We start from the raw sequence: 15,734 nt of genomic DNA, 5'->3' as shown, positions 1-15,734 counted from the left end.
GGCCGGGCGTCTTCGCGCACTTGTAGGGGCATTGGGGGAGCTTGCCATCCTTGTCATTCGGAAATTTCACCCGAACGACCCTGCGCATTCTGAAACCGACCTTGGACGCCGGGGCGGGAAATCGGACTCCGGTTCCTTCTTTATAGGCAGTTCGGATCAGGAGTTGGCAGGGGACGGACCTGCGGCTCTTGTGTGGGGGCGATTTCAATCGCCATGGGTGGCGCAGCCGCCCCAATTCCGACCAGATGGCAGGCCTGCGGCCTGCTTAGCGAATGAATTCGCCCCCACAAGCCTCAGTCCCACCTCCTCCGCCGGCCCCACCAGAGCGGCGGTTCCGAACCCCGCTTACCCATTCGCGACCGGCTTGACGCTTTCGGCAATACCCCGGTCGCTTTTGCGCGATAGCGCCGAATTCCCCGGGGATATGCTCCCCCCAAAGCGCCGGCAGAAGATTCGGCGCATGGATAACAGGGGACAGCCTGATGAGCCCAGCCGAACTGCACGCCGACAGCATCGTCATCGACGGTCTGATCATCGCCAAATGGAACCGCGAACTCTTCGAAGACATGCGCAAGGGCGGTCTCACCGCGGCCAACTGCACCGTGTCGGTCTGGGAAGGCTTCCAGGCAACGGTGAACAACATCACCGCGAGCAACAAGCTGATCCGCGAGAACAGCGACCTGGTAATCCCGGTGCGCACCACCGCCGACATCCGCAAGGCCAAGGAGCTGGGCAAGACCGGCATCCTCTACGGCTTCCAGAATGCCCATGCGTTCGAGGACCAGATCGGCTACGTGGAAGTCTTCAAGCAGCTCGGCGTGGGCATCGTGCAGATGTGCTACAACACCCAGAACCTGGTGGGCACCGGCTGCTACGAGCGCGACGGCGGCCTCTCCGGCTTCGGTCGCGAGATCGTCGCCGAGATGAACCGCGTCGGCGTCATGTGCGACCTGTCCCACGTCGGCTCCAAGACCTCCGAGGAGGTCATCCTCGAATCGAAGAAGCCGGTCTGCTACTCCCACTGCCTGCCGTCCGGCCTGAAGGAACACCCGCGCAACAAGTCCGATGAAGAACTGAAGTTCATCGCCGATCACGGCGGCTTCGTCGGCGTGACCATGTTCGCGCCCTTCCTCGCCAAGGGCATCGACTCGACCATCGACGACTACGCCGAGGCCATCGAGTACGTGATGAACATCGTCGGCGAGGACGCCATCGGCATCGGCACCGACTTCACCCAGGGGCATGGCAAGGATTTCTTCGAGTGGCTGACCCACGACAAGGGTTACGCCCGCCGCCTGACCAACTTCGGCAAGATCGTCAACCCGCTGGGCATCCGCACCGTGGGCGAGTTCCCCAACCTCACCGAAACCCTGCTCAAGCGCGGCATGCCCGAGCGCGTGGTGCGCAAGGTGATGGGCGAGAACTGGGTCCGCGTACTCAAGGACGTCTGGGGCGAATAAACGCTCCCTCTCTCGGCGCCCGGTAGGTTGGCGCCGAGGAACGAGGCCCAAGGCCCCGCACGAACAACCCGATAACGCCGCTGGCCGCCTCTGCGAGCCCAGTGTTGGGCTTCGCAGGCTCGGCACCAACCTACGCAAGCCCCAGCGCACCTTGAACATCGAATTCCGGAGCTAGAACAACATGGCCAAACACGCCCCCGAAATGCCCATCGAAGTCGACAGCGAAACCGGTGTCTGGACCACCGACGCCCTGCCGATGCTCTACGTGCCCCGTCACTTCTTCGTGAACAACCACATGGGCATCGAAGCCGAGCTGGGCCCGGAGCGCTACGCCGAGATCCTCTACAAGGCCGGCTACAAATCCGCCTGGCACTGGTGCGAGAAGGAAGCCGAATGCCATGGCCTGGAAGGCGTGGCGGTGTTCGAGCACTACATGAAGCGCCTGTCCCAGCGCGGCTGGGGCCTGTTCCAGATCGAATCCATCGACCTCGACAAGGGCACCGCCCAGGTACGCCTGAAGCACTCCGCCTTCGTCTACGTGTACGGCAAGGTGGGCCGCAAGGTCGACTACATGTTCACCGGCTGGTTCGCCGGCGCCATGGACCAGATTCTCGCGGCCCGTGGCAGCAGCGTCCGCACTGTCGCCGAACAGGTCTACAGCGGTTCGGAAGAAGGCCACGACGACGGCCTGTTCATCGTCAAACCCCTGTAAGGCGAGGAAAGGGTCATGGCATTCGAAGCAATGTTCCAGCCGATCCAGATCGGCAAACTCACCATCCGCAACCGTGTGCTGTCCACCGCCCACGCCGAGGTCTACGCCACCGACGGCGGCATGACCACCGAGCGTTACGTGAAGTACTACGAGGAGAAGGCCAAGGGCGGTATCGGCCTGGCCATCTGCGGCGGCTCCTCGGTGGTCGCCATCGACAGCCCGCAGGAATGGTGGAGCTCGGTGAACCTGTCCACCGACCGGATCATCCCGCACTTCCAGAACCTGGCCGACGCCATGCACAAGCACGGCGCCAAGATCATGATCCAGATTACCCACATGGGTCGCCGCTCGCGCTGGGACGGCTTCAACTGGCCGACCCTGATGTCGCCCTCCGGCATCCGCGAGCCCGTGCACCGCGCCACCTGCAAGACCATCGAGGTCGAAGAGATCTGGCGGGTGATCGGCAACTACGCCCAGGCCGCACGCCGGGCCAAGGAAGGCGGCCTGGACGGCGTCGAACTGTCCGCCGTGCACCAGCACATGATCGACCAGTTCTGGAGCCCGCGCGTCAACAAGCGCAGCGACGAATGGGGCGGCACCTTCGAGGGCCGCATGAAGTTCGGCCTGGAAGTGCTCAAGGCCGTGCGCGCCGAAGTGGGCGACGATTTCTGCGTCGGCATGCGCATCTGCGGCGACGAATTCCACCCGGACGGCCTGTCCCACGAGGACATGAAGCAGATCGCCAAGTACTACAGCGACACTGGCATGATCGACTTCATCGGCGTGGTGGGTTCCGGCTGCGACACCCACAACACCCTGGCCAACGTGATCCCCAACATGAGCTTCCCGCCGGAGCCCTTCCTGCACCTGGCGGCCGGCATCAAGGAAGTGGTCAACGTGCCGGTGCTGCACGCGCAGAACATCAAGGACCCGAACCAGGCCACCCGCATCCTCGAAGGCGGCTACGTGGACATGGTGGGCATGACCCGCGCCCACATCGCCGACCCGCACCTGATCGCCAAGATCAAGATGGGCCAGGTGGACCAGATCAAGCAATGCGTCGGCGCCAACTACTGCATCGACCGCCAGTACCAGGGCCTGGACGTGCTGTGCATCCAGAACGCCGCCACCTCCCGCGAGTACATGGGCGTTCCGCACATCATCGAGAAGACCACCGGCGTCAAGCGCAAGGTGGTGGTGGTGGGCGGCGGCCCCGCCGGCATGGAAGCGGCCCGCGTGGCGGCCGAGCGTGGCCATGACGTCACCCTGTTCGAGAAGAAGGACCAGTTGGGCGGCCAGATCACCATCGCCGCCAAGGCCCCGCAGCGCGACCAGATCGCCGGCATCACCCGCTGGTACCAGTTGGAGATCGCCCGCCTCGGCGTCGACCTGCGCTTGGGTACCGCGGCCAATCCCGAGGCCATTCTCGACCTCAAGCCGGATATCGTCGTGCTGGCCAACGGCGGCCACCCGTTCATCGAGCAGAACGAGCACTGGGGCGCGGCCGAAGGCCTGGTGGTGAGCAGCTGGGACATCCTCGACGGCAGCGTGGCACCGGGCAAGAACGTGCTGGTGTACGACACCATCTGCGAGTTCGGAGGCATGTCGGCGGCGGACTACCTGGCCGACAAGGGTGCCCAGGTGGAAATCGTCACCGACGACATCAAGCCGGGCATCGCCATGGGCGGCACCACCTTCCCCACCTACTACCGCAGCATGTACCCGAAGGAAGTGATCATGACCGGCGACCTGATGCTGGAAAAGGTCTACCGCGAGGGCGACAAGGTGGTGGCGGTGCTGGAGAACGAATACACCGGCGCCCGCGAAGAACGCGTGGTGGACCAGATCGTCATCGAGAACGGCGTGCGCCCGGACGAGACGCTGTACTACGCCCTCAAGGACGGTTCACGCAACAAGGGCCAGATCGACGTCGAGGCGCTGTTCGCCATCAAGCCGCAGCCCTGCCTCGCCGAGCCCGGCGACGGCTACCTGCTGTTCCGCATCGGCGACTGCGTGGCCCAGCGCAACACCCACGCGGCGATCTACGACGCCTTGCGGTTGTGCAAGGACTTCTAAGCCCACACACGGACGGCCCCCTCTCCCGCTTGCGGGAGAGGGCGGGGGGAGAGGGTAATCCGGCGGCTTCCGCGCTTCCGGCGTCCCCCTCTCCCTAACCCTCTCCCCACGGGGAGAGGGAGCTGGTTCGGCGTTATCCATTCGGTCCCTGCAAGGAGACCAGAAAGAATGCTCAACACCCTTCTCCCCCTCCTGCTCTTCGCCGCCCTGGCGCTGGCCGTGCTGGGCGCCGCGAAGCGCTTCTTCATGTGGCGCCGGGGCCGGCCGTCCAAGGTCGACTGGATCGGCGGCCTGCTGAAGATGCCGCGTCGCTACCTGGTGGATCTCCACCATGTGGTCGAGCGCGACAAGTACATGTCCAAGACCCACGTGGCCACCGCCGGCGGCTTCGTGCTGTCTGCGCTGCTGGCCATCGTCGTGCACGGCTTCGGCCTGCACAGCAAGATCCTCGGCTTCGCCCTGCTGGCGGCCACCGTGCTGATGTTCGTCGGCGCCCTGTTCGTCGCCAAGCGCCGCCGTAACCCGCCGGCACGGCTGTCGAAGGGCCCGTGGAATCGCTTGCCGAAGAGCCTGCTGATGTTCTCCGCGAGCTTCTTCATCGCCACCCTGCCAGTGGCCGGCATCCTGCCGGAAGGCTTCGGCGGCTGGCTGCTCGCCGGCATCCTGGCTATTGGCGTGGCCTGGGGCGTGTCTGAACTGTTCTTCGGCATGACCTGGGGCGGGCCGATGAAGCACGCCTTCGCCGGCGCCCTGCACCTGGCCTGGCACCGCCGTGCCGAGCGCTTCGGCGGCGGCCGCTCCACCGGCCTCAAGGCCCTGGACCTGAGCGATCCCGCAGCGCCGCTGGGCGTGGAGAAACCCACCGATTTCACCTGGAACCAGTTGCTCGGCTTCGACGCCTGCGTGCAGTGCGGCAAGTGCGAAGCGGTGTGCCCGGCGTTCGCCGCCGGCCAGCCGCTGAACCCGAAGAAGCTGATCCAGGACATGGTCATTGGCCTGGCCGGCGGCGACGACGCCAAGTTCGCCGGCAGCCCCTACCCGGGCATTCCGCTTGGCGAACACGCCGGCGGCCCGCACCAGCCGATCGTGGTCCAGGGTGGCAAGGGCCTGGTGGAAGCGGACACCCTCTGGTCCTGCACCACCTGCCGCGCCTGCGTCGAGGAGTGCCCGATGATGATCGAGCACGTCGATGCCATCGTCGACATGCGCCGCCACCTCACCCTGGAAAAGGGCGCCACCCCGAACAAGGGCGCCGAGGTACTGGAAAACCTGATCGCCACCGACAACCCCGGCGGCTTCGCCCCTGGCGGCCGGCTGAACTGGGCAGCGGACCTGAACCTGCCGCTGATGAGCGAGAAGAAGCAGGCCGAGGTGCTGTTCTGGGTCGGCGACGGCGCCTTCGACATGCGTAACCAGCGCACCCTGCGCGCCTTCGTGAAAGTGCTGAAGGCCGCCAACGTCGATTTCGCCGTGCTCGGCCTGGAAGAGCGCGACAGCGGCGACGTGGCCCGTCGCCTGGGTGACGAAGCGACCTTCCAGCAACTGGCCAAGCGCAACATCGCCACCTTGAACCAGTACCGCTTCAAGACGATCGTTTCCTGCGACCCGCACAGCTTCCACGTACTGAAGAATGAGTACGGCGCACTGGGCGGCAACTACCAGGTCCTGCACCACAGCACCTTCATCAACGAGCTGGTGCAAGGCGGCAGCCTCAACCTCGGCCAACACAAGGGCGGCAGCGTGACTTACCACGACCCCTGCTACCTCGGCCGCTACAACGGCGAGTACGAAGCACCGCGCGCTGTGCTCAAGGCCATCGGCATCGAGGTGAAGGAAATGCAGCGCTCCGGTTTCCGCTCCCGTTGCTGCGGCGGTGGCGGCGGCGCGCCGATCACCGATATCCCCGGCAAGCAGCGGATTCCCGACATGCGCATGGTGGACATCAAGGAAACGGGCGCCGAACTGGTGGCCGTGGGCTGCCCGCAATGCACCGCGATGCTCGAAGGTGTCGTGGCGCCGCGTCCGGAGATCAAGGACATTGCCGAACTGGTGGCCGACGTGCTGATCGAGGTGCCGGTCGAAGCAAAAAAGCCGTCGGCGGCTAAAGCTGCCGTGGAGGTGGCGTGATGAAGGCGTTCAGCTCCGATCGTTCTCTGCTTGTCTCCCCTCTCCCTCCGGGAGAGGGGTCGGGGGTATGGGATGCCTCAGGCCTCCGCAGAACGCCCACCATCCCTCACCCCAACCCTCTCCCAAAGGGAGAGGGAGTTATCCGTGCAGCCATGGAGACCTGTGCATGAGCGACATCATCCGCCGCGACCCGCGCGCCGAGTGGATCGCCCGCAACCGCCTGCACCCGCTGCATGCCGCCATGCAGTCCCAGGGGCAGACGAGCTGGATGGGCCCCAACGGCATCATCCGCAAGAATCCCCACGCCGCCGCGGCCGGCTTCATCGGTCCCAACGGCCTCAAGCGCATCGACCGCAGCGGCGCCCAGCAGGGCACCGCGGGCAAGCGCAGCACCGCCACTGAAGTGGTGCAGTTGCCGCTGCATGTCATCGAACAACCGGTCTTCCACATCTGCGTGGTGCCGGACATGGTCGGCGGCCGCCTTTCCAGCCACGACAAGGACCTCCTCGGCCTGGCCAACAAGCTGGCCGGCAGCGAAGGCGCGGTGGTCGCCGTGCTCTTCGGCGAGGACAAGGAAAGCGCGTTCGACACCGCTGGCGTGGACCGCATCCTGCGCATCGACGGCGACGAATTCGACGGCTACTCGCCGGAGGCCCGGGTACTGGCGCTGAGCGCGGTGGAAAGCCAGCTGAGACCCCGCCACTGGCTGCTGCCCGACAGCCGTACCGGCGGCGGCGAGCTGGGCCGCCGCCTGGCCGCCAAGCTGGGCGAGCGCCCGGCCACGCGCGTCTGGCAAGTGGCCAACGAGCAGGCCACAGGCCGTGCCGGCGCGGGCCGCGAAGACCTGGTACGCGCCGTGCCGCGCCTGATCCTGGCCGCCGCCGAATGCGCCGAGCCGGTCAGCGAAACCCGCCACGAAGCCCGCGAGTTGGAACTGTCCACCCGCATCGCCCACAGCCTGCCACGCATCGAGGACCTCGGCCCGGTGGCCGTGGACCCGGCGCAGATTCCCATGGCCGAAGCGGAGTTCATCCTTTCCGGCGGCAACGGCGTGAAGGACTGGAACCTGTTCCATCAGGCCGCCGGCGCCCTCGGCGCCACCGAAGGCGCCTCGCGCGTGGCGGTAGACGACGGCTTCATGCCGCGCAACCGCCAGGTGGGCGCCACCGGTACCTGGGTCACCGCGCGGGTTTACCTGGCGGTGGGCATTTCCGGGGCTATCCAGCACCTGCAGGGCATCGGTGCCTGCGACAAGGTGGTGGCGGTGAACATGGACCCGGGTTGCGACATGATCAAACGCGCCGATCTTTCCGTGATCGGCGACTCCGGCGCGATCCTCGCCGCCCTGATCCAACTGGCCAACGAATACCGTCAGGGAGGGGCACGTGATGCCGCATGACGCATTGAAGATCGTCAGCCTGGTGTCCATCGGCGCGCACCCGACCTCGGGCCGCGCGCGCCGCGCCGACCAGGACGCCCGCGCGGTGGAGCTGGGCCTGCGCCTGGCCGGCCCGCGTCTGCGCGTAGTGCATGCCGGCGACCCCCATGAAGAGGCGCTGCGCGCCTACTTGGGCATGGGCCTGGAGGAACTCATCGTCCTCGAACAGGGACCGCAGGACGACGCCCTGCCGCCCATCGGCGACTTCCTCCGCGAGAGCGGCGCGCAGCTGGTGCTCACCGGCAGCCAGGCGGAAACCGGCGAAGGCTCCGGCATGCTGCCCTACCTGCTGGCCGAGCGCCTGGGCTGGCCGCTGGTGGTGGGCCTGGCCGAAGTAGAGAAGGTGGAGAATGGCGTGGCCCAGGTGCTGCAGGCCCTGCCCCGTGGCCAGAGGCGCCGCCTGAAGGTGCGCCTGCCGTTCCTCGCCAGCGTCGACAACGCCGCGCCGACGGCGCGCCAGAGCGCCTTCGGCCCGGCCCGACGCGGCCGCATCGAGGCTGAGGACGTGGAGCTGGTGGAAGATGTATTGTTCGCCGAGGCCCAGTTGCAGCCCGCCCGCCCGCGCCCCAAGCGGCTCAAGGTGATCAAGGCCAAGACTGGCGCCGAACGGATGAAGGCGGCTACCGCCAAGGCGTCCGGCGGCGGCGGCCAGGTGCTCAAGGACGTCTCGCCGCAGGCAGGCGCCGAAGCTATCTTCAAACTGTTGCTGGAAGAGGGTGTGCTGCGCTGATCGCGCGGCACCAATGCAGAGGAATAGCGCGATGATGCATGCCGATCTGATCGACCAGGAAGACTTTCGTGAGCGTCTGGTGGCGCTGGGTATCAGCATCCCGCCGGGGGTCAGCGCCGAGCAGGCGTGCGAGCAGGCAGTGAGCGGCCTCAGCCCGGAGCGCGCGGTGGCCCTGCGGCGTCTGGTGGAGGAGTTGCTGGGCGGCAGCGCCACGCTGCTGCCGCAAGTGCGCGAAGCCATTTCCCGGACCCTGCTGCCGGCCCTGGTGCCGCGCTGAGCATTACGGAAACGACAAAGGGCGCCATTGGCGCCCTTTTTCATTCCTACGAGACCGGAAGTGCTGAAGGCTGAACGAATAGCCTGTGGCACGGATGCAATCCGGGAGCAGCGGTTGGAATTTCCCCGAATTTCATCCGATCTACGATCCTTGTGGGAGCGAACTCATTCGCGATGGCGGTCCTTCAGGTCCCTGCATTACCCACAGGCCCTCACCCCAACCCTCTCCCAGAGGGAGAGGGGGCAATTGGGTGTTCCGCTCACAGCCTCACACTGGCAAACGTGGACTCGCCCTGGGCGCGGCTGAGGGCCACGCCGGCGGTGGAAGGCGCACGCACCAGCTCGTCCGGCACCGGCATAACCGCCAGCACATTGGCATTCTGGCCAGCGCGCTCGTCGCGCGGCGGGATGCCGAAATACTCGCGGTAGCATTTGGAGAAGTGCGGGGTGGACACGAAACCGCACACCGAGGCCACCTCGATGATCGACATGGCGGTCTGCTTCAGCAGCTGGCGCGCGCGGATCAGGCGCAGCTTGAGGTAGTAGCGCGACGGCGAGCAGTGCAGGTACTTCTGGAACAGGCGCTCCAGCTGGCGACGCGAAACATCGACGTAGCAGGCCAGTTCGTCGAGGTCGATGGGCTCCTCCAGGTTGGCTTCCATCAGCGCGACGATTTCCTGCAGCTTCGGCTGGTTGGTGCCGAGCATGTGCTTGAGCGGCACGCGCTGGTGATCCTGCTCGTTGCGGATGCGCTCGTAGATGAACATCTCGGAGATGGCCGCCGCCAGCTCGCGGCCGTGCTCGCGGGCGATCAGGTGCAGCATCATGTCCATGGGCGCGGTGCCGCCGGAGGAGGTGTTGCGGTTGCGGTCGATGGAGAACAGGCGGGTGCTGATGCCCGCGCGCGGGAAAGCTTCCTGCATGGCCGCCAGGCATTCCCAGTGCACGCTGCACTCGAAGCCGTCGAGCAGGCCGGCCTTGGCCAGCGCCCAACTGCCGGTGCACACGGCGCCCAGCTGACGGCCCTGGCGGGCCTGCACCTGCAGCCAGTGCACATGTTCACGGCTGACACTGTGCTGGATATCGACGCCGCCACAGACGATCACGGCGTCCAGCGCCGGGGCGCTGTCCAGGCCGCTGTCGGGGGTGATCTGCAGACCATCGCTGGCGCTGACCGGCCGGCCGTCCTGGCTGAGGGTGTACCAGCGGTAAAGCTCACGGCCCGAGAGGTGGTTGGCCATACGCAGCGGCTCCACCGCGGATGCCAGGGAAATCAGAGTGAAGTTGTCCAGCAGCAGGAAACCGATGGACTGGGGGACACGGTTCTGGGGCTGGGCCCCTTGGTTGAACTGTGACATCAGCGAAACCCTCAGGCTAGGCACGGGAGCCCCATTTCGGAGCTTTTTGTTATGGCCCGGTACGGCAATCCGGGAGATTCCAAATCTAGGCAAACGCCGTGCCTAGTTTGATTGGTCGTTCAACTAAAAACGCTTCAATTCATCCAAGGCCCGTGCCAGCAGGCCTAGGCGAGAGCGACAGAATCATCCTGTTTGCGACCGCCAGAGCCCGCGTGTGCCGGGGCCTGTGGACTTCGGTAGCACTGCGTTCGTCAGTGCCTGTCACCCCGTATCGCCGGGCAGCACCTTCAGTAACAGACGAACGGTTCAGATAGTGACCTGATGGTCACGCCTCCCTTCACCTCGGCGCGCACCATGGCGGGGCGCCGAGGGACGAAGCGGGCGATGCCGGGTCAGCACTCGATGGCGCTGACCGCCAGGCCGCCGCGCGAGGTTTCCTTGTACTTGTCATGCATGTCGGCGCCGGTATCGCGCATGGTGCGGATCACCCGGTCCAGCGAGATGAAATGCTCGCCGTCGCCACGCAGCGCCATCTGCGCCGCGTTGATCGCCTTCACCGCGGCGATGGCGTTGCGCTCGATGCACGGCACCTGCACCAGCCCGCCCACCGGGTCGCAGGTCAGCCCCAGGTTGTGCTCCAGGCCGATCTCCGCCGCATTCTCCAGCTGCGCCGGGGTCGCCCCCAGCACCTCCGCCAGGCCCGCCGCCGCCATCGCGCAGGCCGAACCCACTTCGCCCTGGCAACCCACTTCGGCGCCGGAAATCGAGGCGTTCTTCTTGCACAGGATTCCCACCGCAGCCGCGCCGAGGAAGAAGTTCACCACGTCGTCCTCGTTCGCCTCGGGGTTGAAGCGCATGTAGTAGTGCAGCACCGCCGGGATGATCCCTGCCGCACCGTTGGTGGGCGCGGTGACCATGCGCCCGCCGGCGGCGTTTTCCTCGTTCACCGCCAGCGCGTAGAGGTTGACCCACTCCATGGCGCTCATGGTCGAGCCGATCACGTTCGGCTTGCCCAGTTCCTGCAGGCTGCGGTGCAGCTTCGCCGCGCGCCGGCGCACATTCAACCCGCCGGGCAGGATGCCTTCCTGGCCGAGGCCGTTGTTTACGCATTCCTGCATGGCGTCCCACAGCCTCAGCAGCCCGGCGCGGATTTCCGCCTCGCTGCGCCAGGCCTTCTCGTTGGCCAGCATCAGCTCGGACACACGAAGGCCATGGCGCTGGCAGAGTTCGAGCAATTCCTCGGCGCTGGAGAAGTCATAGGGCAGCTGGGTGGCGTCCTGGTCCAGTTGGCCGGCGCGGGCCTGGGTTTCGTCGACCACGAAACCGCCGCCGATGGAGTAGTAGGTGTCGCGGTGCAGTTCCCCCGCCTCGTCGAAGACGATCAGGGTCATGGCGTTGGGGTGGTAGGGCAGGTTCTCGTCTAGCAGCAGCAGGTCGCGCGACCAGTCGAAGGGCACCGCATGGGTGCCGTCCAGCAACAGTTCGCCGCTGGCCTTCAGGGCCTCGACGCGCGGGCCGATCTGCTTCGGGTCCACCCGGTCCGGCCATTCGCCCATCAGCCCCACCAGGGTGGCGCGGTCGGTGCCATGGCCGACCCCGGTGGCCGACAGCGAGCCGTACAGGCGCACCTCGACCCGCCGCACCCGCGCCAGCAGGCCACGCTCGCGCAGCGCCGTGGCGAACAGCGCCGCCGCCCGCATCGGACCCACCGTGTGCGAACTGGAGGGGCCGATACCGATCTTGAACAGGTCGAACACGCTGATAGCCACGGGGCAACTCCGGTAGGGTTCACTCTTGGCGCACATCATCGACATTTCGCCGGGGTGGGTACTTCCCACACCGACTTGCTCGTATCCAAATACGTCGTGGCCGGTGCCGGAGGTGTCGGGAACCCGGTACGAACTTATTCGCCCCCGACAGACGCGACATCCACGCGCGACAGATACGTTCTACCTGCGACCGGGTTGGTAGTCAGACGCTTCGCCAGGCACGCATGATCCAGGCGCCGGAGGCGGGGCCTGCAGCAGTCGGACAGCCACGCGAGCCCGGATAACGACAATGAATCCTGCTGTGGACGGACCCTCCAGATGACTCGACCCACCACTGCTCTGCTGGCGGCCATGCTGCTGGCCGCGTCCTCTCTAGCCAGCCAGCCGGCCCTGGCCGCCGCCGACCCCGAACGCTGCTCCACCGTGCACTTCGCCGACGTCGGCTGGAGCGACATCACCGTTACAACCGCCGTCACCCGCCATGTGCTGAGCGAGCTCGGCTACGTCACCAAGGTCAAGCGCCTGTCGGTGCCCGACACTTACAAGGCCCTTGGAGACGGCAAACTCGATGTGTTCCTCGGCAACTGGATGCCGAGCATGGAGCAGGACATCCGCCCTTACCTGGAGAAGGGCACGGTGGAAACCCTGGGCGCCAACCTCACCGGGGCCAAGTACAGCCTGGCGGTGAACCAGGCGGCTTGGGACGGCGGCGTGAAGCGCTTCGCCGACCTGTCGACGTTCAGGGAACAGCTGGGCAGCAAGGTCTACGGCATCGAGCCCGGCAACGACGGCAACCAACTGATCCGCAAGATGATCGACGGCAACGCCTTCGGCCTCGGCGAATTCCAACTGGTGGAATCCAGTGAGAGTGGTATGTTGGCCCAGGTCAAGCGTGCCGAGCATCTCGGCCAGTGGGCGGTATTCCTCGGCTGGGAACCCCACCCGATGAACAACCAGTTGAAGATGCACTACCTCGCCGGCGGCAACGACTGGTTCGGCCCGGACTACGGTGGCGCCAGCGTCTACACCAACGTACGCAAGGGGTTGGTCCAGGAGTGTCCGAACCTCGGGCGACTGCTGCAGAACCTCAAATTCAGCCTGGCCATGGAGAACCATCTGATGGAGGCCATACTTAATCAGAGCACCAACCGCCGACGCGAGGCCAAGGCCTGGCTGAAAGCCAATCCCGACACCCTCACCGCCTGGCTGCGCGGCGTTACCGCGCGCGACGGCGGCCCGCTGCCGGCGACCCTGGTCCCGGCCAAATCGCCGTGAAACGGTGCATCCGCGATATCCATACGCCATGTCGTCGCCCAACATATGAACGTCGTAAACCGACAATTGCCAAGGCCTCAAGGCTTTATCGTTGAGACACCCGATTTCGTCGCTGTCGGCTCCCGTGGGCCGACAGACCGCGAGCACTCCGCTGCGGACCGAAGAACAGAAGCGGCGACCTCCCCCCGAGCAGAGGTCGGCCTAATAAGAAATTTCGGAAGTACGCGCACCTCTGGCCGAGGTGCTGAACCCGCCCAGGGAATGGGTTTCGTAACACTGCCAGAGGGCTGTCAGGTTCTCGAAACATTGTTATCCACACAGGCAAGACAGTCGGCATCACCAGGCTGTGCGTCGTCGAGCGCCGGTTCTGGCTCCGTGTAGCTGACCTGGATGTCTACTGAAGGGGAACTATCCCATGCAGTCTGGAAAGATCGTGGTTCAAAACCTCTACAAGGTTTTCGGGCAACAACCACAAGAAGCAATCGATTTACTCAAGCAAGGCTGGAGCAAGGAAAAGATCCTGGCTGAAAAAGGCGCAGTGATCGGCGTCAGCGACGTGTCCTTCAGCGTCAACGAAGGCGAGATCTTCGTGCTGATGGGCCTGTCCGGGTCGGGCAAGTCGACCCTGATCCGCTTGATCAACCGACTGATCGAGCCCACCGCTGGCGATGTCTTCATCGACGGCCAGAACGTCGCCAAGTTGCCCAAGTCGCAACTGATCGACCTGCGCCGCCGCGACATGAGCATGGTGTTCCAGTCCTTCGCCCTGATGCCTTCACGCAGTGTGCTGGACAACGCTGCCTTCGGCCTGGAAGTGGCCGGCAAGAGTCGGAAGGAACGCGAGCAACGCGCCATGGAAGTGCTGGAGCAGGTCGGCCTGGCCAGCTTCGCCCACAAATATCCCCACGAACTCTCGGGCGGCATGCAGCAGCGTGTCGGCCTGGCCCGCGCCCTGGCCGTCGACCCCTCGATGATCATCATGGACGAGGCCTTCTCCGCCCTCGACCCGCTCAAGCGCCGCGAGATGCAGGACGTACTGCTGGACCTGCAGAAGAAGCACAGCCGCACCATCATTTTCGTGTCCCACGATATCGAGGAAGCCATGCGCATCGGTTCGCGCATCGGCATCATGGAAGGCGGCAAGCTGATCCAGGTGGGCACGCCCCAGGAGATCATCGAGAACCCGGCCAACGACTACGTGCGCAACTTCTTCAACACCGTCGACACCAGCCGCTACCTCACCGCCGGCCAGCTCAAGTCCGACAGCGTTCCGCTGTTCGTGCACAACGGCAAGGCGCCGGATGCCCAGACCGTCTGCCAGAAGCTGCAGGCCATGGACAAGCACTACGCCTTCATCGTCGACGAGAAGAACAACTTCCGCGGCTCCATCAGCCTGGAAAAGATCGCCCTGCTGGTAGAAGGCGGCCGGACCCTGGACCTGGAGCAGGGCCTGCTCAAGCACATCGATCCGGTGCCGGAAGACCTGCCTCTGGACAGCGTCATCCAGCGTCTGGTGATCAACGAGGGGCCGATCCCGGTGGTCGACCAGAGTGGCCGCTATAGCGGCGCGATCAGCAAAGGCCGCCTGCTGAGCCGCCTGCGGGGAGAATGACGATGAGCGAAAAACTGGATCTGGGCAGCTGGGTGAATGATGTCGTCCAGCATCTTCTGGAGAACTACAGCGGCGCCTTCGAAAGCGTCGGCAACGTGGTCAGCGGCTTCTCCGAGCTGATCGAACGCTTCCTGCTCTGGCCGCCGGCCTGGGCGATCATCGCCATCTTCGTGGGCCTGGGCTTCTGGCGCATCGGCGCCAAGTTCGCCGCCTTCACCGCCGCCTCGCTGATCCTGATCGTGCTGACCGGCTTCTGGGAACAGACGGTGGTCACCCTTGGCCTGACCTTCTCGTCCACCCTGATCAGCCTGCTGCTGGGTATTCCGCTGGGCATCTGGGCCGCCAGGAGCGAACGGGTCGCGGTCGTCATCCGGCCGATCCTGGACTTCATGCAGACCATGCCGGCGTTCGTCTACCTGATCCCGGCAGCCATGCTCTTCGGCCTCGGCCGCGTGCCCGGCATCATCGCCACGGTGATCTTCGCCATGCCGCCGGCAGTGCGCCTGACCAGCCTCGGTATCCGCCAGGTGAACAAGGAAATCGTCGAAGCCGGCCAATCCTTCGGCTGCACCAGCTGGCAGCTGCTATACAAAGTGCAGCTGCCGAACGCCATGCCGTCGATCATGGCCGGCGTTAACCAGACCATCATGATGGCGCTGTCCATGGTGATCATCGCTTCGATGGTCGGCGCCGGCGGCCTGGGTAACGACGTGCTCGCCAGTATCCAGCGCCTGGATATCGGCCTGGGCTTCGAGAGCGGCATGGCCGTGGTTCTGCTGGCGATCATCCTCGACCGCATCACCGAAAGCTTCGGGACGCCTCAAACCTCGACGCGCAGCAAGGCCTTCGGCTGGCTGAGCGCCAAGCTGCAGCGGCAGCAAGTGCAATAACCGACGCTTCA

Annotated in this window: 12 protein-coding genes; 10 read left to right on the top strand and 2 right to left on the bottom strand. The window is 65.4% G+C overall.

What is annotated here, in order from left to right:
• Nucleotides 1-482 precede the first annotated feature (482 nt).
• The 7 genes from PJW05_RS01930 to PJW05_RS01900 all read left to right on the top strand — a co-directional run bounded on the left by PJW05_RS01930 (nucleotide 483) and on the right by PJW05_RS01900 (nucleotide 8,820).
• A complete protein-coding gene (locus tag PJW05_RS01930) occupies nucleotides 483-1,460 on the top strand; it encodes a dipeptidase (protein ID WP_271410263.1) in 978 nt (325 codons plus the stop codon).
• A gap of 181 nt (nucleotides 1,461-1,641) precedes the next feature.
• Entirely contained in the window at nucleotides 1,642-2,172 is a 531-nt protein-coding gene (locus tag PJW05_RS01925) for a DUF5943 domain-containing protein (RefSeq protein ID WP_271410262.1), read from the top strand.
• Nucleotides 2,173-2,187: 15 nt separating this feature from the next.
• On the top strand, nucleotides 2,188-4,248 hold the full coding sequence (gene dgcA / locus PJW05_RS01920; RefSeq protein ID WP_271410261.1) for a dimethylglycine demethylation protein DgcA: 2,061 nt from the start codon (nucleotides 2,188-2,190) through the stop codon (nucleotides 4,246-4,248).
• A 168-nt stretch (nucleotides 4,249-4,416) separates the two neighbouring features.
• Complete coding sequence (gene dgcB / locus PJW05_RS01915; protein ID WP_271410260.1) at nucleotides 4,417-6,375, top strand: dimethylglycine demethylation protein DgcB; 1,959 nt, start codon at nucleotides 4,417-4,419, stop codon at nucleotides 6,373-6,375.
• A 166-nt stretch (nucleotides 6,376-6,541) separates the two neighbouring features.
• Complete coding sequence (etfA, locus tag PJW05_RS01910) at nucleotides 6,542-7,774, top strand: electron transfer flavoprotein subunit alpha (RefSeq protein WP_271410259.1); 1,233 nt, start codon at nucleotides 6,542-6,544, stop codon at nucleotides 7,772-7,774.
• On the top strand, nucleotides 7,764-8,543 hold the full coding sequence (etfB, locus tag PJW05_RS01905) for an electron transfer flavoprotein subunit beta (protein WP_271410258.1): 780 nt from the start codon (nucleotides 7,764-7,766) through the stop codon (nucleotides 8,541-8,543). Before etfA ends, etfB begins: the two co-directional genes overlap by 11 nt.
• A 31-nt stretch (nucleotides 8,544-8,574) precedes the next feature.
• Nucleotides 8,575-8,820 (top strand): hypothetical protein, encoded by a 246-nt coding sequence (locus PJW05_RS01900; RefSeq protein ID WP_271410257.1) that lies wholly within the window; start codon nucleotides 8,575-8,577, stop codon nucleotides 8,818-8,820.
• A 259-nt stretch (nucleotides 8,821-9,079) separates the two neighbouring features.
• On the opposite strand, the gene PJW05_RS01895 is transcribed toward PJW05_RS01900, so the two are convergent.
• Nucleotides 9,080-10,177, bottom strand: a complete 1,098-nt coding sequence (locus PJW05_RS01895; RefSeq protein WP_271410256.1) for a GlxA family transcriptional regulator — start codon at nucleotides 10,175-10,177, stop codon at nucleotides 9,080-9,082.
• A 392-nt stretch (nucleotides 10,178-10,569) separates the two neighbouring features.
• Entirely contained in the window at nucleotides 10,570-11,946 is a 1,377-nt protein-coding gene (locus PJW05_RS01890; protein WP_271410255.1) for an L-serine ammonia-lyase, read from the bottom strand.
• Nucleotides 11,947-12,264: 318 nt separating this feature from the next.
• Here PJW05_RS01890 and choX point away from each other — a divergent pair, with 318 nt between their 5' ends.
• The 3 genes from choX to PJW05_RS01875 all read left to right on the top strand — a co-directional run bounded on the left by choX (nucleotide 12,265) and on the right by PJW05_RS01875 (nucleotide 15,723).
• A complete protein-coding gene (gene choX, locus PJW05_RS01885) occupies nucleotides 12,265-13,221 on the top strand; it encodes a choline ABC transporter substrate-binding protein (RefSeq protein ID WP_442969202.1) in 957 nt (318 codons plus the stop codon).
• Between the two features lie 415 nt (nucleotides 13,222-13,636).
• Nucleotides 13,637-14,833 carry a quaternary amine ABC transporter ATP-binding protein gene (locus PJW05_RS01880; protein WP_271410254.1) on the top strand — a complete coding sequence of 399 codons (1,197 nt, stop codon included), beginning with the start codon at nucleotides 13,637-13,639 and terminating at the stop codon, nucleotides 14,831-14,833.
• Between the two features lie 2 nt (nucleotides 14,834-14,835).
• Entirely contained in the window at nucleotides 14,836-15,723 is an 888-nt protein-coding gene (locus tag PJW05_RS01875; protein WP_271410253.1) for an ABC transporter permease, read from the top strand.
• Nucleotides 15,724-15,734: the final 11 nt, after the last annotated feature.

It is taken from the genome of Pseudomonas sp. Q1-7 (assembly GCF_028010285.1).
In the GTDB taxonomy this organism is placed as follows: Bacteria; Pseudomonadota; Gammaproteobacteria; order Pseudomonadales; family Pseudomonadaceae; genus Metapseudomonas.
Note: the sequence above shows the minus strand (reverse complement) of the source record. Positions and strands in the feature narration are given on the sequence as shown.

Bases quoted from the DNA above. Each gene is read 5' to 3' on its own strand.
- choX (WP_442969202.1), top strand. From the start codon at position 12,265: ATGACTCGACCCACCACTGCTCTGCTGGCGGCCATGCTGCTGGCCGCG.
- PJW05_RS01925 (WP_271410262.1), top strand. From the start codon at position 1,642: ATGGCCAAACACGCCCCCGAAATGCCCATCGAAGTCGACAGCGAAACC.
- dgcA (WP_271410261.1), top strand. From the start codon at position 2,188: ATGGCATTCGAAGCAATGTTCCAGCCGATCCAGATCGGCAAACTCACC.
- etfB (WP_271410258.1), top strand. From the start codon at position 7,764: ATGCCGCATGACGCATTGAAGATCGTCAGCCTGGTGTCCATCGGCGCG.
- PJW05_RS01880 (WP_271410254.1), top strand. From the start codon at position 13,637: ATGCAGTCTGGAAAGATCGTGGTTCAAAACCTCTACAAGGTTTTCGGG.
- etfA (WP_271410259.1), top strand. From the start codon at position 6,542: ATGAGCGACATCATCCGCCGCGACCCGCGCGCCGAGTGGATCGCCCGC.
- PJW05_RS01930 (WP_271410263.1), top strand. From the start codon at position 483: ATGAGCCCAGCCGAACTGCACGCCGACAGCATCGTCATCGACGGTCTG.
- PJW05_RS01875 (WP_271410253.1), top strand. From the start codon at position 14,836: ATGAGCGAAAAACTGGATCTGGGCAGCTGGGTGAATGATGTCGTCCAG.
- dgcB (WP_271410260.1), top strand. From the start codon at position 4,417: ATGCTCAACACCCTTCTCCCCCTCCTGCTCTTCGCCGCCCTGGCGCTG.
- PJW05_RS01900 (WP_271410257.1), top strand. From the start codon at position 8,575: ATGATGCATGCCGATCTGATCGACCAGGAAGACTTTCGTGAGCGTCTG.
- PJW05_RS01895 (WP_271410256.1), bottom strand. From the start codon at position 10,177: ATGTCACAGTTCAACCAAGGGGCCCAGCCCCAGAACCGTGTCCCCCAG.